This is a genomic window from Ferruginibacter profundus, assembly GCF_054783275.1.
In genome coordinates, this window is the sequence record NZ_BAAGQW010000003.1 from 300,850 (window position 1) to 323,151 (window position 22,302).

16 protein-coding genes are annotated in these 22,302 nt (G+C 40.4%); 6 read left to right on the forward strand and 10 right to left on the reverse strand.

Going from position 1 to position 22,302, the window contains the following annotated elements; translation table 11 throughout:
- Nucleotides 1-8: 8 nt before the first annotated feature.
- Together ACYVM0_RS21155 and ACYVM0_RS21160 are read right to left on the reverse strand one after the other, a co-directional pair.
- Complete coding sequence (locus ACYVM0_RS21155) at nucleotides 9-1,829, reverse strand: RagB/SusD family nutrient uptake outer membrane protein (protein ID WP_460560417.1); 1,821 nt, start codon at nucleotides 1,827-1,829, stop codon at nucleotides 9-11.
- Nucleotides 1,830-1,847: 18 nt separating this feature from the next.
- Nucleotides 1,848-5,027 carry a SusC/RagA family TonB-linked outer membrane protein gene (locus ACYVM0_RS21160; RefSeq protein ID WP_460560419.1) on the reverse strand — a complete coding sequence of 1,060 codons (3,180 nt, stop codon included), beginning with the start codon at nucleotides 5,025-5,027 and terminating at the stop codon, nucleotides 1,848-1,850.
- A 589-nt stretch (nucleotides 5,028-5,616) separates the two neighbouring features.
- Between ACYVM0_RS21160 and ACYVM0_RS21165 the strand changes: the two genes are divergently transcribed.
- The 3 genes from ACYVM0_RS21165 to ACYVM0_RS21175 are packed head-to-tail and all read left to right on the forward strand — an operon-like array spanning nucleotide 5,617 to nucleotide 9,585.
- The gene (locus ACYVM0_RS21165; protein WP_460560421.1) at nucleotides 5,617-6,651 is read left to right on the forward strand and encodes a LacI family DNA-binding transcriptional regulator; all 1,035 of its coding nucleotides are present in this window, start codon (nucleotides 5,617-5,619) and stop codon (nucleotides 6,649-6,651) included.
- An 8-nt stretch (nucleotides 6,652-6,659) separates the two neighbouring features.
- Nucleotides 6,660-8,810: an alpha-glucuronidase family glycosyl hydrolase gene (locus ACYVM0_RS21170; RefSeq protein ID WP_460560423.1), complete on the forward strand. Its 2,151-nt coding sequence runs from the start codon at nucleotides 6,660-6,662 to the stop codon at nucleotides 8,808-8,810.
- A gap of 31 nt (nucleotides 8,811-8,841) precedes the next feature.
- Nucleotides 8,842-9,585 carry an SDR family NAD(P)-dependent oxidoreductase gene (locus ACYVM0_RS21175; protein ID WP_460560425.1) on the forward strand — a complete coding sequence of 248 codons (744 nt, stop codon included), beginning with the start codon at nucleotides 8,842-8,844 and terminating at the stop codon, nucleotides 9,583-9,585.
- 183 nt (nucleotides 9,586-9,768) lie between these two features.
- On the opposite strand, the gene ACYVM0_RS21180 is transcribed toward ACYVM0_RS21175, so the two are convergent.
- Nucleotides 9,769-10,482 (reverse strand): OmpA family protein, encoded by a 714-nt coding sequence (locus ACYVM0_RS21180; RefSeq protein ID WP_460560427.1) that lies wholly within the window; start codon nucleotides 10,480-10,482, stop codon nucleotides 9,769-9,771.
- A gap of 348 nt (nucleotides 10,483-10,830) precedes the next feature.
- Nucleotides 10,831-11,970, reverse strand: a complete 1,140-nt coding sequence (gene tgt, locus ACYVM0_RS21185) for a tRNA guanosine(34) transglycosylase Tgt (protein ID WP_460560429.1) — start codon at nucleotides 11,968-11,970, stop codon at nucleotides 10,831-10,833.
- 87 nt (nucleotides 11,971-12,057) lie between these two features.
- On the opposite strand from tgt, the gene ACYVM0_RS21190 reads away from it, so the two are divergent.
- The 3 genes from ACYVM0_RS21190 (at nucleotide 12,058) to ACYVM0_RS21200 (ending at nucleotide 14,708) form a co-directional block, all read left to right on the forward strand.
- On the forward strand, nucleotides 12,058-13,176 hold the full coding sequence (locus ACYVM0_RS21190) for a glycosyltransferase family protein (RefSeq protein WP_460560431.1): 1,119 nt from the start codon (nucleotides 12,058-12,060) through the stop codon (nucleotides 13,174-13,176).
- Nucleotides 13,177-13,368: 192 nt separating this feature from the next.
- Nucleotides 13,369-14,007 (forward strand): 16S rRNA (guanine(527)-N(7))-methyltransferase RsmG, encoded by a 639-nt coding sequence (gene rsmG, locus ACYVM0_RS21195; RefSeq protein WP_460560433.1) that lies wholly within the window; start codon nucleotides 13,369-13,371, stop codon nucleotides 14,005-14,007.
- Nucleotides 14,008-14,069: 62 nt separating this feature from the next.
- Complete coding sequence (locus tag ACYVM0_RS21200; protein ID WP_460560434.1) at nucleotides 14,070-14,708, forward strand: transcriptional regulator; 639 nt, start codon at nucleotides 14,070-14,072, stop codon at nucleotides 14,706-14,708.
- Nucleotides 14,709-14,771: 63 nt separating this feature from the next.
- Here ACYVM0_RS21200 and ACYVM0_RS21205 read toward each other — a convergent pair whose 3' ends face one another.
- From ACYVM0_RS21205 to ACYVM0_RS21230, 6 genes are all read right to left on the reverse strand, one after another.
- Nucleotides 14,772-15,293: a GNAT family N-acetyltransferase gene (locus ACYVM0_RS21205; RefSeq protein WP_460560435.1), complete on the reverse strand. Its 522-nt coding sequence runs from the start codon at nucleotides 15,291-15,293 to the stop codon at nucleotides 14,772-14,774.
- A gap of 80 nt (nucleotides 15,294-15,373) precedes the next feature.
- Nucleotides 15,374-17,305 carry a M1 family metallopeptidase gene (locus tag ACYVM0_RS21210; protein WP_460560437.1) on the reverse strand — a complete coding sequence of 644 codons (1,932 nt, stop codon included), beginning with the start codon at nucleotides 17,303-17,305 and terminating at the stop codon, nucleotides 15,374-15,376.
- Nucleotides 17,306-17,371: 66 nt separating this feature from the next.
- Entirely contained in the window at nucleotides 17,372-18,517 is a 1,146-nt protein-coding gene (locus tag ACYVM0_RS21215) for a M28 family metallopeptidase (RefSeq protein WP_460560439.1), read from the reverse strand.
- A 117-nt stretch (nucleotides 18,518-18,634) separates the two neighbouring features.
- A complete protein-coding gene (locus ACYVM0_RS21220) occupies nucleotides 18,635-19,948 on the reverse strand; it encodes an ATP-binding protein (protein WP_460560441.1) in 1,314 nt (437 codons plus the stop codon).
- Between the two features lie 88 nt (nucleotides 19,949-20,036).
- A complete protein-coding gene (locus ACYVM0_RS21225) occupies nucleotides 20,037-20,546 on the reverse strand; it encodes a toxin-antitoxin system YwqK family antitoxin (RefSeq protein WP_460560443.1) in 510 nt (169 codons plus the stop codon).
- A 91-nt stretch (nucleotides 20,547-20,637) separates the two neighbouring features.
- The gene (locus tag ACYVM0_RS21230; protein ID WP_460560445.1) at nucleotides 20,638-22,302 is read right to left on the reverse strand and encodes an eCIS core domain-containing protein; all 1,665 of its coding nucleotides are present in this window, start codon (nucleotides 22,300-22,302) and stop codon (nucleotides 20,638-20,640) included.

The window sequence follows — 22,302 nt, forward strand, 5'->3', positions numbered from 1 at the left end:
TTTTAATTTTAATACCCCGGGTTTTGATACAAAGCCGGATTTGAAATAATGCTTGCATCCAGCTGGCTTTGTGGTATCGGCCTCAGCACATGCGTTGGTTTAACCTTTGGTGCTGCCACCAGGTTGCGGTTCCTGTTTTTTACATATTCCACCAATAAATTCCTGCAGGCAAGATCGGCCCAGCGCAAACTTTCGCCACATAATTCACGTGATCTTTCTGTCATTATAAAATCCACGGTCATATCAGCTGCAGTATAAGGCGTTAATACAGGCAGGTTTGGAGTGCCGTTATTTTTATTGGTCATTACGGCCTGTCTTTGTGCCAATAAAGCCGGATTTGCGCTTAATGATGGACGGTAGGCTGCTCTTTTACGCAACTCCAGTACCAATGGTAATGCATCGCCGGGGCGGCCGTCAAGTATGGCAGCTTCGGCAGCTTCAAGATATACTTCAGATAATTTAGCCACTACATAAGGCCTTCCTGATGCATCATTGATACCGGCTCTTTTATTATCATCATACTTTTTAAGTGCAGGATACAACTGGTATGTAGGACGTGATACCAGGTAGAATTGTGTTGGATCAAGGATAAGGTATTTTTTAGTTCCCAATGCCCTTAATGAATCGGCATATACTTTATTGGGCGCTAAAAAATATGCTGTGTCTCCTGTGCTAACTCCTGAGGAAGCCGCATTATTATTTGTGGCCAGCCACACCGTTCTGAATGAATTATCATAGCGGCTGTCATTTATTTTATCAGCAAATGCCGAATCGTATAACCATGGATTAGGACAAAGCTGGCGCAGAGGTCTCATGTATTGCAATACCCTGTCGCACGGAAATGCCCCGTTAATGGATACATTATTCTGATAGTTGGAATTAAACCAGTTGCAGGACATATTAGCCTTGCCGGAAAATTCATTGGCAACATCATTAGTTTCGTTGTCAAATGGATCGGCCTGTATTCTTTCTACTGAATACAAAATTTCGGCATTGTAATCGTTGCCTTCTTTATGTACATCTCCATAGTCTGGCAAAAGTGAAGTACCTAATGCCACCTGGTTATCGATCACATATTTGGAAGCATCCCATGAACTTTTAAAATCGGTAGGTTGCTTAACAGCACTATAGCCTCTGAATAAATAGGCTTTCGCTAAAAAATGATAGGCTGCAGCTTTGTAAATATAAAAGCCACCACCAGCGGGCCTTTTAGCAGGTAAATTCTGGGTAGCATAAGTAAAGTCGTCGATAATCAACTGGTAATCTTTTTTTAACAGGTCGGCTACCAGCCTGTTAAAGCCCTGGAAAGGCAATTGGTTAAATACCATATCACCGCTGCCAAGGTCTAATGGCACAGCTCCAAACTGTTGCACCAACCCGAAGTAATACAAGCCACGGAAAAAATGGGCTTCTGCCACAATTTTTGCTTTAGCTGCAGCATCCATAGATACATCAGGCGCAAAGCCTAATATTCCGTTGGCAAGATTGATATTATTAAAACTCCTGTTCCAAGGAGTTAAAATATCGCCATTGCTGGCGTTTAAATTATAGGCCCCGCAATCCAGGCCACTGCTTGCACCCTGGTCGCCCAGTGACCATTCGTCTGTACCGGAGTTAGTGGTATTAAGACCGCCATTTGGTCCATAAATATAACGCATACCCGAATATAAAGCAACCGCAGAGCTTTGTAATCCTGCTGCTGTTTTAAGGTATTCAATAGTAAATACCGTATAAGGTTTTTCTATCAGCTTTTTCTGGCAACCGCTGGCCAAAAGCAGTAAGCTACCAATAAGCATACCTGCTGTTGTTTGAGAAAATAATTTTTTCATATCTATAAATTTTTTTAATTAGAATGTTACATTAAACCCTACATTAACTGACATTGTTGGAGGTGTATTTAAACCTACTGTTAATGCCCTGCCCGATAAGTTACCCGGATTTTGAATACCCTGGTTACCCGTACCTGTTGCTTCAGGATCAACCCCGCCTACATTACGCATGTAAGGAGAATACAACACAAATGGGTTTTGTACAGCCACATATGCCCTGAAAGATTGTATTTTTAACCTGCTCACAAGTTTTGAAGAAAAAGTATAGCCAAGGTTGATGCTACGCACTTTAATAAAACTGGCATCATAATACCCCAGTGTTGTCCAGTCGGTAGTAATAGGCCTTGCACGGGAAGTGAAATTGGCAATCGGGAAATCATTGGTTGGGTTGGTTGGTGTCCAGTAATTGGTTTTAATGGTATTCCTTAATCCGTCTGATACATTGGTATAAGCCGCAAAAGGCTGGTGTATCTGGCTTACCAGTAAACCACCAAAACGGGCATACATAATAAAGGAGAAATCGAAATTTTTATAGGCAAAACGGTTGGTAATACCACCCTGTATTTTGGCCTGTCCGCTGCCGATAATTTTGCGGTCATTATTCGGATCGATCTTTCCATCTCCGTTCACATCTTCCAGTTTAATATCACCCGGCTGGTTACCAAATTTTGCGGCTTCAGCTGCTTCGCTTAACTGCCAAACGCCCAGTTTATTGTAATCGTAAAGTGCACTTAAAGGCTGGCCGATGAATAACTGGCTGCCGATATTATTTTTAAATCCGTCAGTTAATTTCAACAGCTTGTTCCTGTTTCCAAAAAGGTTAAGATCGGTAGACCATGTAAAGCCATTGTTAAGCCTTACGTTAACAGTGCTAAGCGTAAATTCAAGTCCCTTGTTTTCCATTTCTCCGATATTAGTAGTATAACTACCGGAAACGCCGGAAGTAACGGGTAAAGAGATACCGTATAAAATTTTGTTGGTATTGGATTTATACCATTCCAATGAACCGGTGATGCGGCTTTTAAAGAAGCTGAAATCTAAACCTACGTTTACAGTTTTGGTATATTCCCAATCTAAATTGGGGTTAGGCAAGGTTACTAAATTATAACCGGTTACAATTGTTGATGGCCCGTAGTTATAACGGATGGTACCACCCGGAGCAGAAGGAGACGAGTAACCGTTGTAGTTATATGGAGATACAAGGCCTAAAGAAGTGTAAGGACTAACTGACTGATTTGATGTTTGACCAACACCCACCCTTAACTTTAAATTATCCAGGAATTTGAATTGTTCCATAAATTTTTCGCTGCCGATATTCCAGCCAAATGAGGCTGCAGGATAATCATGGTATTTATTTCCGGGAGCAAGGCGTGATGAACCATCAATACGCTCCGTAAGCGTTAATAAATATTTATCGTTAAAAGCATAATTAACCCTCAGCATATAAGATTCCAATGCATAAGAAACTTCTGAACCACTTACTGTAGGCTTTACATTATTAGATGCATTGGCCTGTCCTAAATTATAAAAGCGGATGAAATCCTCATCAATTGAATCTTTACTTACAGAGGTGTTATGGCTATGGTCTTCCTGGAAGCTATATAAACCTGTTACTGTAAACCTGTGTTTACCAATTGTTTTATCATAGGTAACTATGTTCTCTAACGTATAGCCATACCCTTCGGCATTATTCACACTTGCAGTATTGCCTTGTTTTGGCCTGAAATAGCTCGGGGCCAAAGCTTTGTCTGAGCTTCTGAACTGGTCATTTTCCTGCAGACGGTAATCTAAACCTACATTAACACGGTATTTTAATCCTTTTATGATCTGGTATTCGGCGTACAGGCTGTTGAAAGTACGCAGGCGGCGCACTTTATCCACCCATTGTCCATCGTTATTCTTAAGAAAAAGAGGATTGTACTGGCTTACACGGTCTGTTGTATTACCGGTTGGCGACAATACCAGGTTTCCCAAAGAATCATAAGCCGGCATTAACGGGCTTAAAGTAATGATTGGAAACATAGGGTTATTAAACTGCGAGCCATTGGTAATATTAAGACTGTTCAATGTATTTAAACCGATCTTTAATTTTTTACCGATTTTAGTATCAACACTGGCCCGTAAAGAAAAACGTTCAAAATCCTGGCCGGGTAACACAGTGGTTTCCTTGTAATATCCACCCCCTAAAGAATAGGTGCTGCCACCGGTAGAGCCACCCGAAACAGAAATATTCTGATCGGTTACATAACCGTTTTTATACATCAGGTCCTGCCAGTTGGTAGATTGCCCTTTTGCCCTGGCTGCAGTTTCTTCCGGCATGTAAGGGTTTACGTTAGTAAGGTCCCTTAAAGCAATATACTCCTGCGCATTAAATACATTGTATTTGTTTCTGACTGAAACACTACCGGCGTAACCATTGTAAGACAATTTGGCTTCGCCTGGTTTTCCTTTTTTGGTAGTAATCAATATTACACCATTTGACCCCCTTGAACCATAAATAGCGGTAGCAGAGGCATCTTTTAAAACATCAACAGAAGCTACTTCATCCGGATTAATATCATTCAGGTTACCTCCCTCGTAGGGAATACCATCCAGGATAATGAGCGGATCGTTAGAACCGTTAATGGTTCTTTCACCACGTATACGAATAACCGCTCCGGCGCCGGGCCTTGTTCCTGTTTTTTGTACTTCCAAACCTGCGGCCCTGCCCTGTAAAGCCTGTTGCAGGTTGGCCACGGGTACTTCACGTAAAGCTTTTTCCCCAACAGATACTACAGATCCTGTAACATCCTTTTTCTTTTGGGTACCATACCCCACCACCACCACTTCACTAAGGGCTTTATCTGCCCTTACTAAAACGGCATCCACACTGTTGCCCTTACCTACAGTAAATTCCTGCGACACATATTCTACTGCAGAAATAACTATTTTATCGCCGGGAGCTGCCAGTATAGTATAGTTCCCGTTGGCATCAGTGGTGGTACCCCTGGTTGTGCCTTTAATGACAACCGAAGCTGCCAGCGGCAAGCCGCTTTCGTTACTAACATGGCCGGTTACAGCTTTTTGCTGGGCAGTTACCATGGCAGGCAATGCAAACAGCAGCAGCAATATAAATGGCCGGATAAGAAATGACAATATTTTCTGTTTTGGCGCAACAGAAAAAGTCATGTTGTTTTTTTGAAGATTCCTTTTTTTCATAATTGTTGTTTTGGCGTATTAATTAATTTATGCAAGAATGTCAATCATATAGTTTATTATAAAATGGTGATACAATGTTTAATGGTAAGATGGTATTGGAACAATAAAAACGGGGAAGACAGTGTTGAGTAAAAAAGCTGATTGCAAAAAATGCTGAAGTATCGCAATGGCGAGGTAGTACAGCGCCTATTGTATTTTCAATGGCCTGATAAAGCAAAGCAGATTTCTTATTCATATTAGCAGCCTACAATTTTATTAGTAACAAAGCAGGTATTCTCTGACTTGAACTTTTATGCAATCGATTGCATAAAAGTTGCAAAAAAATAGCAAATTCTAAATATTGCCATTCAAAAAAAAATTAAAATCGTCTAAGGATAATTCCGGTGCCAAGCAATCTTCATTATAGCTGATCGTTTTAAAAGTCTTTGTCAGTAAGGCTTTCAGTACTACCCGAAAAAATATTTCCGAAATACTTTTACAGAAAGCTTACTTTTAAAATGCTAATGTAAATATTTTATTTTAAATTGCAATCGATTGCAGAAAAAATATTTCAAATAATAGACACAGGATTGTTGAAATTCGCTGCTATATGCACAAAGAAATTACCATTTATGACCTGGCACGGGAATTAAACCTTTCTGCGGCCACCATCAGCAGGGCGCTGAGGGATCATCCTGCCATTAATAAGAATACTAAAAAGAGAATTGTAGAAAAAGCAGAAGAGCTGGGCTACCGTTCTAATAATTTTGCCAGCAACCTGCGCCGGCAGAAAAGCCATACCATTGGTGTAATAGTACATGAGCTGAACAGTAACTTTATTACTTCTGTGTTAGCCGGCATAGAAAAAGTAACCACCATTGCCAATTACGATCTTATCATCGGCCACTCCTCTGAATTAGCAGGTAAAGAAGTAGCCAATGCCAATAACTTTTTTCATAAAAGAGTAGATGGATTGATTGCCGCCCTGGCATTTGATACAGAGAACATGGATCATTACGAACCCTTTTTTGAAAGAAATATTCCGGTAGTTTTTTTTGACCGTGTGGAAGAAGACAGCAAAGGCACCAAAGTGATCATCGATAATTTTAAGGCGGGCTACGAAGCCACGCAGCACCTGATTGACCAGGGGTGCAAAAGAATTATTCATACCACGTCCAGCCTTAAAAGAAATGTATATGCACAACGCTATAAAGGATATTTAGCCGCTTTAAAAGACAACCATATTCCATTTGATGAAAGCCTCTTATTTGTTAATGACCTTAAAAAAGAATCCTGCATTGCTTTTGCCAACCAGGTAGCCGCCATGCATCCTTTGCCGGATGGCATTTTTACCACCAATGATCTCACCGCTGCTTTATGCATCCAGGTATTTAAAGAAAAAGGTATCCGGGTACCCGAAGATATTGCACTGGTAGGTTTTAATAATGATACCATCAGTATCATTATAGAACCTAAACTCACTACAGTAAATTATCCGGGTATGGATATAGGAGAAGTAGCTGCAACACATTTAATCAATCAATTGCAGGGTGCCAATGGTACCAACAATACCAACTCCATCGTACTTAAATCAGAATTGATCATACGGGAATCGTCTTTAAAAAAAGATAAGGTTAAAAAATAATTTTGCTGATGCGTATAAAGAAACCACTGTTTGTATACTTATTATTATTGAGCAGCATCACTGTATCTGCAGATGATGGCTACAGGCTTTGGTTGCGGTACGATAAAATTTCCAATATTGCATTATTGAATAAATATAAACAGCAGATCATTGCACCTGCAGTTATTGGCAAATCGGCAATAATTACTGCGGCTAAAAATGAATTGGAAAAAGGACTGCGGGGTCTGCTTGCGGCTAACTATACAGCCACAGATGCTGTTAATAATAAAACTACATTGATCATTGGCAGAGCAATAGAGCTAGACATGGGGCAACTTCCCAATGAAAAAATCATGTTACGTGAATCAGGAAACGAAGGTTTTATTATTTCTACATCACTATCCGGACCAAAAAAAATTGTAATCTCTGCCAATACTGATATCGGCGTATTGTATGGTGTATTTCACTTTTTACGTTTACTGCAAACACAACAGGATATTTCAAATTTAGAAATATCATCTGCCCCTAAAATAAAATATCGTTTATTAAACCACTGGGACAATTTAAACAGATCTGTTGAAAGAGGTTATGCCGGTGCCTCTATCTGGGACTGGCATAAATTACCCGATTATATCGACCAGCGTTATATTGATTATGCCAGGGCGAATGCATCGATAGGCATTAACGGCACGGTACTTAATAATGTAAATGCCAATGCTACTATACTTACCAGGCAATATTTATATAAAGTAGCTGCATTAGCCAATGTGTTTCGCCCCTACGGCATAAAAGTTTTTCTTACTGCCAGGTTTAGTGCGCCGATAGAAATTGGTGGCTTAAAAACTGCTGACCCCTCAGATGCCGGTGTACAGGAATGGTGGAAACAAAAAGTAAAAGAAATTTACACGCTCATCCCCGACTTTGGCGGCTTTTTAATTAAAGCTAACAGTGAGGGACAACCGGGCCCGCAGGATTATAATCGTACGCATGCAGATGGCGCCAATATGTTTGCCGATGCACTGGCGCCTTACAAGGGCATAGTGATGTGGCGTGCATTTGTATACAGCCAGCAAAGCAATGACAGGTTTAAACAGGCTTATGAAGAGTTTACGCCTTTAGACGGACAATTTAAAAGCAATGTAATTTTGCAGGTAAAAAATGGCCCGATAGATTTTCAACCCAGGGAACCCTTTTCGCCTTTGTTTGGCGCCATGCCCAAAACACCACTGGCCATGGAGTTTCAGCTAACGCAGGAATATTTAGGGCAGGGAACACATCTTGTATTTGAAGCGCCGATGTTTAAAGAAACCTTGTATGCTGATACGTATGAAAAAGGTAAAGGTTCAACAGTGGCAAAAGTAATTGACGGCAGCATCAATAATTTTTCAATGAGCGCTATTGCAGGCGTAAGCAATATCGGTAGTGATATCAACTGGTGCAGCCACCCTTTTGCACAAGCCAACTGGTATGCATTGGGCAGGTTGGCCTGGGATTATACTTTAAGCAGCGAACAGATTGCTGCAGAATGGCTGCAACAAAGTTTCAGCAATAACAAAACATTTGTAACAGTTGCCCGAAAAATGATGTTGCAATCGCATGAAACGCTGGTGAATTATATGACGCCGCTGGGATTAGCACACATCATGTATAACGGTCACCATTACGGGCCGATGCCCTGGGGCAATACATTGGGCAGGCCCGACTGGAACCCGGTGTATTACCACAAAGCCGATTCTTTTGGTATTGGCTTTAACAGAACTGCTACCGGCACCAATGCATTAGGCGAATATAAAAATGAGGTGAGTAACCAGTGGAATGACAGCAACAAATGTGCGGATGAATATTTATTATGGTTTCATCATGTATCCTGGAACCATATCATGCATAGCGGCAGAACCTTGTGGAATGAGTTGTGTTATAAATATTATACCGGTGTTGATTCAATAAAAGCTATGCAGCAACAATGGAATAGCCTGGAAAAATTTGTGGATGCAGAGCGGTTTATACAGGTACAGCAGTTGCTGAATATACAGGTGAAAGAAGCGGTATGGTGGCGCAACGCCTGTTTGTTGTATTTTCAAACATTTAGTAAAATGCCGATACCGGCACATTATGAGCAGCCGGATAAAACATTGGAGTATTATAAAAGCTTACGTTTTCCGTTTGCGCCGGGTAATTAAACTATTTTTATAAAAGAACAGATCAATAAATATGCAAAATAAAAAAGTAGCTATTGTAACAGGCGGTGGGTCCGGATTAGGATTTGCCATTGCCCGGAAATTTTCGCAACATGGTATTCAAACTATTATTGTTGGCAGAGATGAAGAAAAATTAAAAACAGCCCAATCCCAATTAGGAGACCATTGTTTTTATAAAAGCTGCGACCTAACGGCTTTGGCTTCTATTCCTGCCCTGATAGAAAATATCATTGCAGAGTTCGGGCAGATTGATATACTGGTAAACAATGCCGGTATCAATATGAAAAAAGAGTTTACCGAAGTAACGGATGAAGAATTTCAAAGTGTGATCACTACCAATTTATGTTCGGTATTTGCCATAAGCCGTGAAGTGGTAAAACATATGCTGGCCAAAAAGTCCGGCAATATCATCAACATCAGTTCAATGGCCGCACAATACGGTTTACCCAAAGTAATTGCTTACAGTGCCAGCAAAACTGCTATTGATGGTATGACAAGAGCCATGGCGGTAGAGCTCTCTCCTAAAGGCATTCGTGTAAACGCTATTGCACCGGGATTTATTTACAGCGCTATGACGGATAAAGCATTGAACAGCGACCCTGAACGTAAAGCAAAAGTATTTGGCAGAACTCCCATGGGTATTATGGGAGAAGCCGCTGATATTGGTGAAGCTGCATTGTTCTTAGCTACCGACGCCGCCAAATATATTACCGGTGTAGTGTTGCCGGTGGATGGCGGCAACAGCATCGGGTTTTAATGCTCTTTTATTGAACATGGGGGCGTTGCAAATTGAGCATTGGAAATTAATGCTGCCACTCAAAAAAGTGTTCAATAGAAACCATTAGCGGTAAAATACGCTAAAGAGACTTAAGAAACCAAGCAACATAAAAAATCCGTCCTAATTAAATGGGACGGATTTTAATTTATATATAGCAATGTATTACTGAAGAATGGTTACCTCTGTCCTCCTGTTTTGTGCCCTGCCATCTGCAGTTGCATTGGAGGCAACAGGTTTTGTAGCACCGTAGCCTTTGGCAGTTACCCTTGCCGGATCAATACCTTTAGTTAATAAATAGGCCCTTACTGTATTGGCCCTGTCTTGCGAAAGCACTAAATTTTTAGCCGCAGTGCCAACGTTATCAGTATGCCCTCCCACTTCAATTTTTTCATCATCTTTTCTTACCAAATAAGCTACTAGTTCATCCAGTACACCATACGAGCTTTCTTCTAATGTGGCTTTACCGGTTTCAAAATTACAATCTTCCAGTACAAAGCTTTTGGCAGGCATATGTTGTATATCCACCACAAAAGGATCTTTATAATACGCATTGCCTTTTAATGCCGGGATTTCTAAAATATTATAACTGGCCGAATCTTTAAAGCCTAAAATAAAAATCTCGTAGGTATCACCTGATGGCAGGCGTACAGTAAATTTACCATTATCGTCTGTTAAGCCCTGGTATTCCTTGCTGTTGAGCTTGCTTTTAAAAACCACGATCTCATTATTGAGTACATTGTTCTTAAAATCTGTCATGGTAACGTTTACAGCAGCATCTTTCGGTATAGCTGCATTTTGTACGGTACCGTTCTGGCTTACTGCAGCAAAGGGTATGGATAACGTTAAAAGCAAATAAAAAATGTAATGTTTCATCATTGTTTTAGTTTGATTGGGTATTTAAAGATAAATAACTTCTTTAGGTTTTCAATTATTGTGCCAAGGGACGGTTTATTTGGCCGTATTTACTACCGGAACGATGGGGGAAATATATTTTTAACAATATTGTACGATTCTTTGGGGTAAGACGAGACAGGATGGCGAATGGTTGGGCAGGTACATTGAAATTTTATTTCGATGCTGACAGGCCGAAATACAATTTCAGCATACTATGTACTCATTACACTTTTCTGCAATCGTAATATCATCTCTTATTTCCCGAAGTATATCGAAATTGTATTTCGATCGTAGCAGGCAGAAATAAAATTTCAGCGTACTGAGTAAACGTTACAATCTTGTCTGCAATCGCAATACCATCTCTTCCTTCCAGCTTTTAAAATCGCCTGCAATAATATGTTTGCGGGCTTCTGTAACCAGCCATAAATAAAATGCCAGGTTGTGTACACTTGCAATGGTTAAACCTAAAAATTCTTTTGCTTTCATTAAATGGCGCAGGTAGGCTTTGCTGTAAAAATTACTTACCGGGCAATCAATGCCATCATCAATAACAGAAAAATCCTTTTCCCATTTCTTATTATCAATGTTGATGATACCCTGCGATGTAAACAACATGGCATTGCGGCCGTTACGGGTAGGCATTACGCAATCAAACATATCAATACCTAAAGCAATACCTTCCAGGATATTCCAGGGTGTGCCCACGCCCATTAAATAGCGGGGTTTGTCTTTGGGTAAAATATCACAACAGAGTTCGGTGTATTCGTACATCATTGCTGTTGGCTCACCTACACTCAATCCACCAATAGCATTGCCGGTGGCATTTTGCGAAGCAATAAATTCTGCCGAGGCTGTTCGCAGATCTTTGTAGGTACTACCCTGCACAATGGGAAATAAATTTTGTGTGTAGCCGTATTTATCTCCGGTTGTATTAAAACGCTTAAAACATCTTTCCAGCCAGCGGTGTGTTAAGTCCATCGAATCTTTGGCATATTTATAATCACTGGGATATGGCGGGCATTCGTCAAATGCCATAATGATATCGCCGCCAATAATACGCTGAATATCCATTACAGTTTCCGGCGTAAATAAATGTTTGCTGCCATCAATATGGCTTTGAAACAAAGCGCCTTCTTCAGTTAATTTCCTGTTGTTGGCCAAAGAAAAAACCTGGTAACCACCGCTATCGGTTAAAATGGGCTTATTCCAGCCATTGAATTTATGCAGGCCGCCGGCCGCTTCCAGGATTTCCAGTCCCGGGCGTAAGTATAAATGATAGGTATTACCCAGGATGATCTGCGCTTTTACATCCTCATGCAATTGCTGCTGGGTAACAGCTTTTACACTGCCCACGGTGCCTACGGGCATAAAAATGGGCGTTACAATATCGCCATGGTCGGTAGTGATCTTGCCGGCCCTGGCCTTGGTTTGTATATCGCTATGTTGTAATTCAAATTGTAATGCAGCCATGATATGCTTTTGTTTACGGTTTATATCCTGAGGATAGCGTTATCACTTATCCCCGATTCCAAATTACTAATTCCTTATTTTTGCCCCATGAATTTTACCCATTGGTGGCAATTGCTTTTTTACGGCTTTTGCCTCATCACCCTGATACAGCTTTTCTATTACGGCTTTTTCTTTTTACGGCTGGCTTTTTATAAGCCCCAAGCAAAAACAGCATCGCAAACCCAACCGGTATCGGTTATCATCTGCTCAAGGGATGAAGCGGCAAATTTAGCGAAAAATCTGCCGGGTTCGCTGGTACAGGATTACCGTACTACACATGAAGTAATTGTAGTGAATGATAATTCTTTTGACGATAGTAAATACCTACTGGAAGAATTTCAGAAAAGTTTTAAACAACTGCATGTAGTAGAATTAAAACAGGAAGCCAGGTTTATACCCGGCAAAAAATTTCCTTTGAGCATGGGCATTAAGGCTGCGAAATACGAAGTGGTGTTATTAACTGATGCCGATTGTGTACCAGCCAGCGAATTCTGGATTGACAAAATGCAGGAAACTTATGATGAGGATACCGAAATTGTGTTGGGCTATGGAGCTTACCATAAAAAAAAGGGTGTATTAAATAAACTCATCCGCTGGGAGACATTTCATACTGCCCTGCAATATTTTTCTTATGCACTGGCAGGTAAGCCCTATATGGGGGTGGGCAGAAACCTGAGTTATAAAAAAACTATTTTTTTCAGGCATAAAGGTTTTACAGCACATAGTAATATCGCCAGCGGCGATGATGATCTTTTTATTAAGACCGCAGCCACCCCCACCAACACCAAAATAAATATTGATGCCAATACTTTTACATTAAGTGAACCGGCTAAAACATTCAGCCAATGGACCAGGCAAAAAAAACGGCATTACAGTACAGCAAAATATTATAAACCGCTGCATAAATTTTTGCTGGGTGTATATTCACTTACGCAATTTTTATTTTATCCTTTATTAGTGGCAAGTATTTTGTTTTACGGATGGCAGTATGCGTTAATTGTATTCGGGGTTCGTTTTATTATGCAGGCCATTGTTTACTATCGCTGCATGCAAAAATTAAATGAAAAAGATCTCTATCCATGGTTTTTATTGTTTGATATCTGGATGTTCTTTTATTATATTATTTTTTCGTTTACGTTGGTAAGGAAGCCGAAGAGAGTGTGGTAATTGCCTCGGGCTTGTAGACAGGTAAACCAAAAATGTTCAACGCTCAATATTCAACAAACAATGTACAATGAAAATACAGCTGCACTTCAATATTGAGCATTGAGCATTTATTATTGAACTTTTTTTCCGGACTTAGTAACTTGTATAAATAGATTGCCTTTACTTTCTATATAATTTTTGAAATTGTCTTTTATGGAAATGATTCAACAGTATTTCGATGATTTTAGTGAGGAGCAGACCAGGCAGTTTGCTGCACTGAAAGCATTATACATCGAATGGAATGAAAAGATCAATGTGATCAGCCGGAAGGATATGGATAATTTTTATGAGCACCATGTGTTGCATTCTTTAGCAATTACCACGCAATTTGAATTTACTGCGGGCATGCAGGTGATGGACCTTGGCTGTGGTGGTGGTTTTCCGGGAATTCCATTGGCTATATTTTATCCCGGTACACATTTTCACCTGGTAGACAGCATCAATAAAAAACTAAAAGTAGTGGCAGAAATAGCTGCTGCCATTGGTTTGCAGAATGTAACTACGCAACATACCCGTGCCGAGGATATAAAAAACAGGAAGTTTGATGTGGTGGTAAGCCGTGCGGTAGCACCTTTAAAAGACCTTTGGCATTGGAGCAGACCATTATTGCAGAAAAATAAAAATACACAGTATGGCGTAAATACCCCCAACGGCCTTATCTGCCTTAAAGGGGGCGATTTAACGCAGGAGATTTTTGAAAGCGGCTGTAAACCAATGGTATGGGAAATTGAAAAGCTCTTTCCCCGGGAGTTTTTTAAAGAAAAATACATGTTGTATGTGGGCTTAAAATAAAAGAATTACCACTTTGTGGTATTGTTCGTATAGTTTTAATGAACCAACTTTGCAATACAATTATGAAGATACCAGTTGCCATAGTAGAAGATAATAACGACATCCGGTCTGCGCTGGAGCAGATCATTGAAATGTCTGATCACTGCGAATTAGCAGGATCCTGTGTTAGCGGTGAAGAAGCCCTGATCACCCTTCCGCTTTTAAACCCCAAAGTAGTATTGATGGATATCGGCCTGGGTGGTATCAGTGGTATTGAAGTGGTGAGAGAACTGAAAGCCACACATCCTGAAATATTGTTTATGATGTGTACTATTTATGAAGATGATGAACAGATTTTTGAAGCTTTAAGTGCAGGTGCCAGTGGTTATATTTTAAAGAAAACCCCTCCCGGTAAATTACTGGAAGGCATACAGGAACTGATGGAAGGGGGCTCACCGATGAGCAGCCAGATAGCCAGGAAAGTAGTAGCCGCCTTTCAAAACAAAAAGTCGGATAAATCCCCAACAGAATCTGCATTGGACATTTTATCAAAAAGAGAAAAAGAGATCCTGGAGATGTTATCGAAAGGGTTATTGTATAAAGAAATTTCGGATGCCGTTTTTATCAGTACTGAAACAGTACGTAAACACGTGTATCACATTTACGAAAAACTGCACGTCACTAATCGTGTGGAGGCCGTGAATAAATTTTTTGGAAGGTAGCACGCAAGTGTTATCAAGATCAAGCACAGACAATAAGCCCCGGTACTTTCCGGGGTTTATTGGTTACAGGAATTTCCACAACCACACATCCGTTTGCGGCGTATTTCCAATAGGAAAATCATGGGTATAGCCTGAATTTACAAAGCCATATTTTTCGTAGAATTTTTGTGCCCTTAAGTTATGCTCCCACACACCCAGCCAGATGGCTTTATAGTTTTCTTTTTCCACATAGTCCAGCATAAAATCAATGAGTTTTTGCGCTATCCCCATACCATGATATTCTTTCAGCACATAAATACGTTTTAATTCTATAGCTTTCCATTGTTTCATCACCGGCAGGCTGCTATAATCTTCCATAAAACGGATGTAGCCAACCGCTTTTCCATCTGCCATGGCAAAATAACAAAGGTCGTCGGGGTTGCTCAGTTCTTTGGTGAGCTGTGTTTCATTAAAGTACTCGTCCAAAAAACTTTGCATGTCGGCTGCAGTGCAGGTACCGGTGAACGTATCGTAAAAAGTTTGCTTTGCAATCGTAGAGAGTGTAGCCACATCGGTAGTGGTGACTCTTTGTATGGTTATTTCCATTTGTAATTTGTATTAGTGGGTATTCTCATGGTCTGACGCCCTCGTCTGACCATGAGAATACGTATGACCGTTGACGGTAGTTACCATTTTAATTCCAATAAATTATTTTTCCGTTCCACATCAGCCATTCTTTTAGTCGGATCTATTTCCACAGCCGTGATATCAGTAAGGCGGCGTTTAAATTCAACCACATAAGTGGGATGTGTCCAGCGCCACTCTTCATGCACTTCTCTTTTTTGTTTAGGGTCTTCGGCTGGCTTTTCACCAAACATTAAATTGAGTGGAATGTAGTGCATTTCTGTGGTGCCATCTTTAAAAGTCAGTTGCAGATCAACAGGCATTGGCATTTGCCCTATGCGGCGCAACCGTATTTTAGAAACACCACCTTCTTCCCATAAACTATCAATAGCATAGTTGATGGTTTTTGTAGTGCTGCAGAAATATTCTTTGTACCAGTCTAATTTAATACCGCTTACTTTTTCTGCCACCTGTACAAAATCGTTGCTGTTGGGATGTTTAAAACGCCATTGGTTGTAATATTCCAGTAACACTTTATCTCTTGTTGCAGCACCAATAATATACCCCAGCTGTTCCATAAAAACCTCCCCTTTGGAATAAGCTGCTGCGCTGTACGCAAAGTTGGTATTAAAATGATCGGCATGTGTGGTCAGCGGTTCTTCATAACCACTTTTTACCAATGCATAGTAGCTGGCATAGGCATTGCTGTGATCTTCGGGAAGTACAGGGATCAATTCCTGCAGGTTTTTATTGCCCGGGTTTCGCTGCAGGGTTTCTTTAAGGCCGGCCAGTGAAGACCTGCCACTGTAAAATTTTGATACCAGGTCTTCGGCATAACTGGTAAAGCCTTCATCCATCCAGGCATACATACTTTCATTGGTACCTAACATCATCTGGTACCAGCTGTGCATCCATTCATGAAAAACTGTTCCCAAACCAGGACCGCTCAATAATGTTGCCATCGGGTATTCCATGCCGCCATCGCCACCTTGTATGAATGAGTATTGCGGATAAGGATACCTGCCGAATTTACTATCCATAAAAGGCAATGCCACTACTGCAGCATCAGCCACTTCGTTCCAGGCAGAATCATTTTTAGGACTGTTCTCCACATAGTTATAAATCACATTCAATGTTGGACCACCATTGGGCATTTTTCTTACGATGTGTTTATACTCCGGATCGGCGGCCCACATAAAATCATGTACATTATTACCTGCAAAATGCCAGGTCCGTTTTTCCCTGGTTATTGGCTTTAAGTCCGGTGTGTTTGCAGCATCATATCCCCAGCCAATTTCATTGGCATTCAGCAATACACCGGTGCCCCCCAGTTTATAATTTTTATCAATGCTGATGGTCACATCATAATCGCCCCATACACCATAAAATTCTCTTGCCACATAGGGCGTAGGATGCCAGCCTTCGTAATCGTACTCACATAATTTAGGATACCATTGACTCATGCTGTAACGCACCCCTGTGGTTGGATTGTCTCTTCCGCTCCGCCTTACCTGCAAAGGCACCTGCGCTTCAAAATCCATATCAATAACTATTTTACTTTTGGGTGCCATTGGTTTTACCAGGTTCACTTCAAGGATAGTTTCATGATATTTAAATGGCTGCGGTACACCATTTATTGTAAGGCTGATTATTTTTTGAAAGCCGATCTCATTATCTTTTAATTTCCCAATCCTGTCTCTTACCCTGCCATCCCAATCGGCCCTGCCGTTAATAATATTTTTACTCAGCTCCAGGCTTCTTGCATCCATACTGCTGTTGGGCTGAAAAGCATTAAAGTATAAATGATAAAACAGTTTGTTCAATACATCAGGAGAATTGTTGGTGTATTCCAGTTTTTGTTTGCCTTTAAATTGATTGGTGTTCACATCCATATCAATATTCATATTGTATTTAACCCTTTGTTGCCAACGATCGGGTTGGGCTACTGCGATCACAGGGAATAAACAAATCAACACTAAAGAAAATCTCGTCATAGAAATATTTTTAAAGCTCAAATAGAAAATTATATTGTGTTAATACGATTTGAAAATGCATTGTACTTAATTGCCCATTAACTTATCATTAAAGCCAACAATTAACTTAAACAAATGTTCATGTTCATTTAAGGGTAATGTTACCGCTTTATCAAAAACGTCATGATAAGCTTTGATGCCACCTAAAGTATAAAAGAAGAAAGAAGGCACCCCTTTTTCTGTAAAAAAATAATGGTCGCTGTTGGCAGCTTTACCCCGGGAGTTAATTTTTACCAGTAATTTCTTTTCGTCATTCACGGCATTCATCATAGCAAACTCTTTAGGAAATTCGGAAGCATTTACTACGGTAATACCTTCTTCACCCGTGCCGGCAAGATCGGTATTGATGAGAAAACGAATATTTTTTAATGGCACCAAAGGATTTTCGGTAAAATGTTTTGACCCGATAAGCCCGGCTTCTTCCCCGGCAAAACAAATAAATGCGATAGTATATTTTTGCGGATGCTGTGCATAATAATGTGCCAGGTTGAGCAATAAAGAAACGCCACTGGCATTGTCATTAGCACCGGGGAAATATGTATCGGCGCCCATGCCACCCAGGTGATCGTAATGCGCTGTAATAAAAATAACAGAGTCGGGTTTTACTGTGCCTTTAACCATGCCACACACATTTGCTGTTTTAAAATTTTTCACCAGCTTATTATCAATATTCACTTTAAATGAAAAAGGCTTTTTATCCAGTGCTTTTTTATCTACTAATATTAAAGAGTAGCCGGCTGCTTCCGGTGCAATATCCCAGGTTAATTTATCCTGCATTTTTATCACCACCATTTCTTTGCGGTTGATATATTGAATGGTATCCAGCACATCAAGGTCGCCTGCTGCTTTTACACCTCTTGTTTCGGGGCTAACAATAAAATCTTTTCCGGGTACCAGGTCTTTGCCATTGATATTCACTTCCATTTTTCCGGGAAAAGTATTTACGGGATAGCTGAATGGCTGCAAATAATTTTTAGTCATGGGCTCCAATCCGTAAGCTTTAAATTCATTGGCTAAAAAGTCTGCTGCTTTTTTCATGCCATCATTGGTATAACCCCTGCCCCAGAAATAAGGCGAGGTAAGCGTATCCACTATCTTTCTTCCAAAAGAGAGGTCCTGGGCAAATGCTGCTGATGCTGTTACAGTTAACAGTAGTAAAAATATTTTCCTCATGCGATCATATAAAGGGTAAATGTCGGAAAAAACAGGCAGTAAAAAAATTGAATTGTATAAGCGGAAAATGCCGCAGAAAGCACCTTTTACAGGGAGATGTAAAGTATTTTACGGGGTTTAAATGGTTTTTTCTTCTTTCCAGAATTCACGGCGGATACCGGTTAAGAGATCGGCATTATGGATGGTATTATCATTGCGATGCAAGGCTCTTAATGCCGCAAATTGCATGATATTTAAAACAGCAGCTCCACTTAACTCGTACCGCTGTGCCATCTCATTTAAATTAATATCACCGGCTACCTGCAGATGCTGCGGCAATGCTTTTTGCCAGATCAGTAATCTTTCGCCTGCATTAGGCATAGGAAAATGCACCATGGCATGAAAGCGCCTTGTGAAGGCTTTATCTAGATTATTTTTAAAGTTAGAAGCCAGTATCAATAAACCCGGAAAGTCCTCCACTCTTTGCAAAAGGTAAGATACTTCCTGGTTGGCAAACCTGTCGTGCGAACTGCTTACATTGGTACGTTTGCCAAATAACGCATCGGCTTCATCAAAAAATAAGATCCAGTCTTTATTTTCTGCCTTGCTAAACACTTTTTCTAAATTTTTTTCTGTTTCGCCAATGTATTTTGACACTACCTGCGACAGATCCACACGATAGACCTCTTTATTAAATTCTTTTCCCAATAAAGACACCGTTAAAGTTTTACCTGTACCCGGTGGCCCATAAAACAATGCCCTGTAACCGGGTTTTATTTTCCGGGAAAGATTATTATCGTTTAACAATGTACTGTTATGCGACAACCAGATTTTAATGTGATCGATCTCTTCTTTTGTTTGTGGTGTTAACACCAGGTCGTCCCAGGTCATTTGAGAACTTAATTTCTTTGCCGGAAATTCGGGACTGAATTTGGGTGCGGTTTCTTTATTGAATAAAAATTTATCTACCCATTCCGTACCTAATAATAATTTTCCACTCATTACAGGTTCGCCATCCTTTACATGCTCCAGCCAAAGAATATTTTGCTTATAAAAAAAATGATCGGGGCTAAAGAGCTGTTGTAATTGTAAGCGACGCTGCATATCGTTACCGGCAAGGATAAACAGTACTGTTTCTCCTGTGGGTAAAATGCTGCGTTGGTTGGTAGCTTTTACGCCTCCGAATTCTGTAAAGTCTCCGCCCTGGGGTAGAAATTCGCTGACTATATTTTCAAAGAAAGTGGGTTGAACATGGGGGACTAATGCTATGAGTAATATAATATATTCTTCGATGGTAAGTTGTTGTTTAACTATAAAATCATTTAATTGCGAGCCGTCTTGTTCGATTTTTATGGCAGGAAAAATTGCAGATCCATCTTTCTCCTCCCTTTTAAAATGAGTTTGCATGCGCCCATGAATGACCTGCTGTAGTATTTTGAAAGAGTTGATCATATTTTACTTGCATTTACCTGTATTTTAATTCCGTATGCTGGCAGTTCGCTTTTATATCTTAGTTATCCTAAGCCTACTTTTAATTTATTTAATTTATTTGCTTACCATTTTCAAAATAGACTGTCTTAATTAATTTGCCATTTTCATAATTCAGAATTTTAGAAATATCCCCATTCTCATCCCAGTATATAAATCTACCTTCTTCAACACCATTTTTATATTCTCCTTCAGATTCCTTTTTACTGTTTTTAAACCAGGTGATCCATTTACCATCCGGTTTGTTATTGTTAAAAGTTCCTTTACCAGTCATGTGCCCGTCACTTGACCAATAAGTCCATTCTCCGGATTTTTTCCCTTGTGTAAAACTGCCACGAACAGCTTTTTTTCCATTATTATACCACTGCATAAATAATCCGTTTTTAACTCCTTCTATAGTCAAACAAACAGCTTCAATCTGCCCATTTACTGTTATAGTCTGTCCATTTTTATCAACAGGTCCAGACAAAGTTGTACCTGATGGACAAGAAGCTTTTAATTCATCCAAATCTTCATAAACAGTTTGCATTGATTGCGATTTTTCAGAATGACCTTTCTTCATATCAATATGTTTTTGATTACAACTAAATATTGTTAATACAATAATGCTTCTTGATAATATTTTTAACTGTATACAACCCATAATTTTATTATTATGGACAAGCATCCCCGGCAGCACAGCTGGTTCCTGGGAGAAGAGTAATGCCAGTATTCCTAAACAAAATTGTATTTCGAAGTAATGGGCCGCAACCTCCCGCTGTTATGGTTTGATTTAATTTAACACATAAACCAGCAGGCACTCCTCCAGGAAAGCTTCCACTCAGGTTATCTGTTACTTGCCCGCTAGCATTCGTAGCTGCATCTCCGAAAGTAAAATTGGCTCCTACCAAACTATTATGACATACGGTGATTGTTTCATCCACGCAAATACCAGCTCCCATTGCATTGTTAAATTGATCCTGTACAGTATAAGTAATTTGATTAGAAATTAAGGTTGGTGTTGTTGAAGGAGCCTGTGTAGATGTCATATGGCTGGGTTCTCTCACAGTTATTGTTCTCGTTGCTGTACAAGTTCCGTTTGATACACTTATAGTTACATCTCCTGCTGTTGCGCTTGGTGCATCGCCTTTAATTACAGCAGTTGTGCCGTTAACCGGACCAACAATAGATGCTTTTGTAGCTCCACTGCTGACACTCCATCTAAGTGCAGCTCCAGCTGCCATTCCTGTAGCTGTAAGTGTAATATTAGGTGCAGGAAATGTTCCGCAGGAAGCAGCATCACTTGGCACATAAGCTGCACAATAATGATCAACTTGCTGTGGTCCGGTTATACCCAGCGGACAAGGGGCAACGGGAGTTGGTGCAGGTGGTGCAGGGGCAGGTGGCGCAGGGGCAGGTGGCGCAGGGGCAGGCGGTGCAGGAGTGAACAAGACATCCAGTGAACCCATGGTTTGGGGACCAACAATCCCGTCCACGACCAAACCCGGAGAGGCGTTTTGAAAGTTTCTAACTGAAGTTTCAGTTTCACTGCCAAAGTCGCCATCAACTCCAAATTTTGGCAGAGGAAATCCGGCATCTACCAATGCTTGCTGCAACTTTCTTACAGCCTCGCCCTTTGCACCTATTTTTAAAACACGTTCATTATCAAAGCACCCTTCCAATATAGCATCTCCCTTGAACCGCAATGCAGTTAAATCATGACCATCCCCAATTGTCCGTTGAATCCTTTTTGTCTGAATGGACGAATTCTGCTGCACCACATGCGTCAGCTCATGCCCCAGCAATCTTTTACCGCTATCTGTACCAGGTGAATACTGCCCGCTATTAAAAACAATATTATTGCCCGAAGTATATGCCAGCGCATTGATTGATTGCGCCGATTTTGCAGCAACCGTATCGGTATGAATTTTCACGTTGCTAAAATCATACCCAAAACGTGGTTCATAAAAATTACGAACTTCGTTTGATAAAGACTGCCCGCCACTATTTAATCCTCCTACATAACTTTCTAAATTGCTACCGGCAGTTTTTTCTCCGCCATTCATTTCTTTACGCTGCATTTTCTTGTCTTCCTCTTCGCAATGTGCACATTTTCTTTGCAGCGCAGCAATGGGTAATGGTTGTAATTGCACACCCGGTTGCTCCATACGCATCACTTTATCAGCCATGGCATCAGCTTCCTGTTCATAACTATCATTGGGCTGATTGATAGTTAGTTTTGGCTGCACCGTAGCCGGAGAAAAAAAAGGTTTATTTTTTCCTCCGGCAGGAACAGTAGCATTTACTTTTTCTGAAGACAAGCCTGCAAATGTTTCCAT

What these genes read in the sequence shown, in the direction of transcription:
- ACYVM0_RS21155 (WP_460560417.1), bottom strand. Translation starts at nt 1,829, where the DNA reads ATGAAAAAATTATTTTCTCAAACAACAGCAGGTATGCTTATTGGTAGC.
- ACYVM0_RS21160 (WP_460560419.1), bottom strand. Translation starts at nt 5,027, where the DNA reads ATGAAAAAAAGGAATCTTCAAAAAAACAACATGACTTTTTCTGTTGCG.
- ACYVM0_RS21165 (WP_460560421.1), top strand. Translation starts at nt 5,617, where the DNA reads ATGCACAAAGAAATTACCATTTATGACCTGGCACGGGAATTAAACCTT.
- ACYVM0_RS21170 (WP_460560423.1), top strand. Translation starts at nt 6,660, where the DNA reads ATGCGTATAAAGAAACCACTGTTTGTATACTTATTATTATTGAGCAGC.
- ACYVM0_RS21175 (WP_460560425.1), top strand. Translation starts at nt 8,842, where the DNA reads ATGCAAAATAAAAAAGTAGCTATTGTAACAGGCGGTGGGTCCGGATTA.
- ACYVM0_RS21180 (WP_460560427.1), bottom strand. Translation starts at nt 10,482, where the DNA reads ATGATGAAACATTACATTTTTTATTTGCTTTTAACGTTATCCATACCC.
- tgt (WP_460560429.1), bottom strand. Translation starts at nt 11,970, where the DNA reads ATGGCTGCATTACAATTTGAATTACAACATAGCGATATACAAACCAAG.
- ACYVM0_RS21190 (WP_460560431.1), top strand. Translation starts at nt 12,058, where the DNA reads ATGAATTTTACCCATTGGTGGCAATTGCTTTTTTACGGCTTTTGCCTC.
- rsmG (WP_460560433.1), top strand. Translation starts at nt 13,369, where the DNA reads ATGGAAATGATTCAACAGTATTTCGATGATTTTAGTGAGGAGCAGACC.
- ACYVM0_RS21200 (WP_460560434.1), top strand. Translation starts at nt 14,070, where the DNA reads ATGAAGATACCAGTTGCCATAGTAGAAGATAATAACGACATCCGGTCT.
- ACYVM0_RS21205 (WP_460560435.1), bottom strand. Translation starts at nt 15,293, where the DNA reads ATGGAAATAACCATACAAAGAGTCACCACTACCGATGTGGCTACACTC.
- ACYVM0_RS21210 (WP_460560437.1), bottom strand. Translation starts at nt 17,305, where the DNA reads ATGACGAGATTTTCTTTAGTGTTGATTTGTTTATTCCCTGTGATCGCA.
- ACYVM0_RS21215 (WP_460560439.1), bottom strand. Translation starts at nt 18,517, where the DNA reads ATGAGGAAAATATTTTTACTACTGTTAACTGTAACAGCATCAGCAGCA.
- ACYVM0_RS21220 (WP_460560441.1), bottom strand. Translation starts at nt 19,948, where the DNA reads ATGATCAACTCTTTCAAAATACTACAGCAGGTCATTCATGGGCGCATG.
- ACYVM0_RS21225 (WP_460560443.1), bottom strand. Translation starts at nt 20,546, where the DNA reads ATGAAGAAAGGTCATTCTGAAAAATCGCAATCAATGCAAACTGTTTAT.
- ACYVM0_RS21230 (WP_460560445.1), bottom strand. Translation starts at nt 22,302, where the DNA reads ATGGAAACATTTGCAGGCTTGTCTTCAGAAAAAGTAAATGCTACTGTT.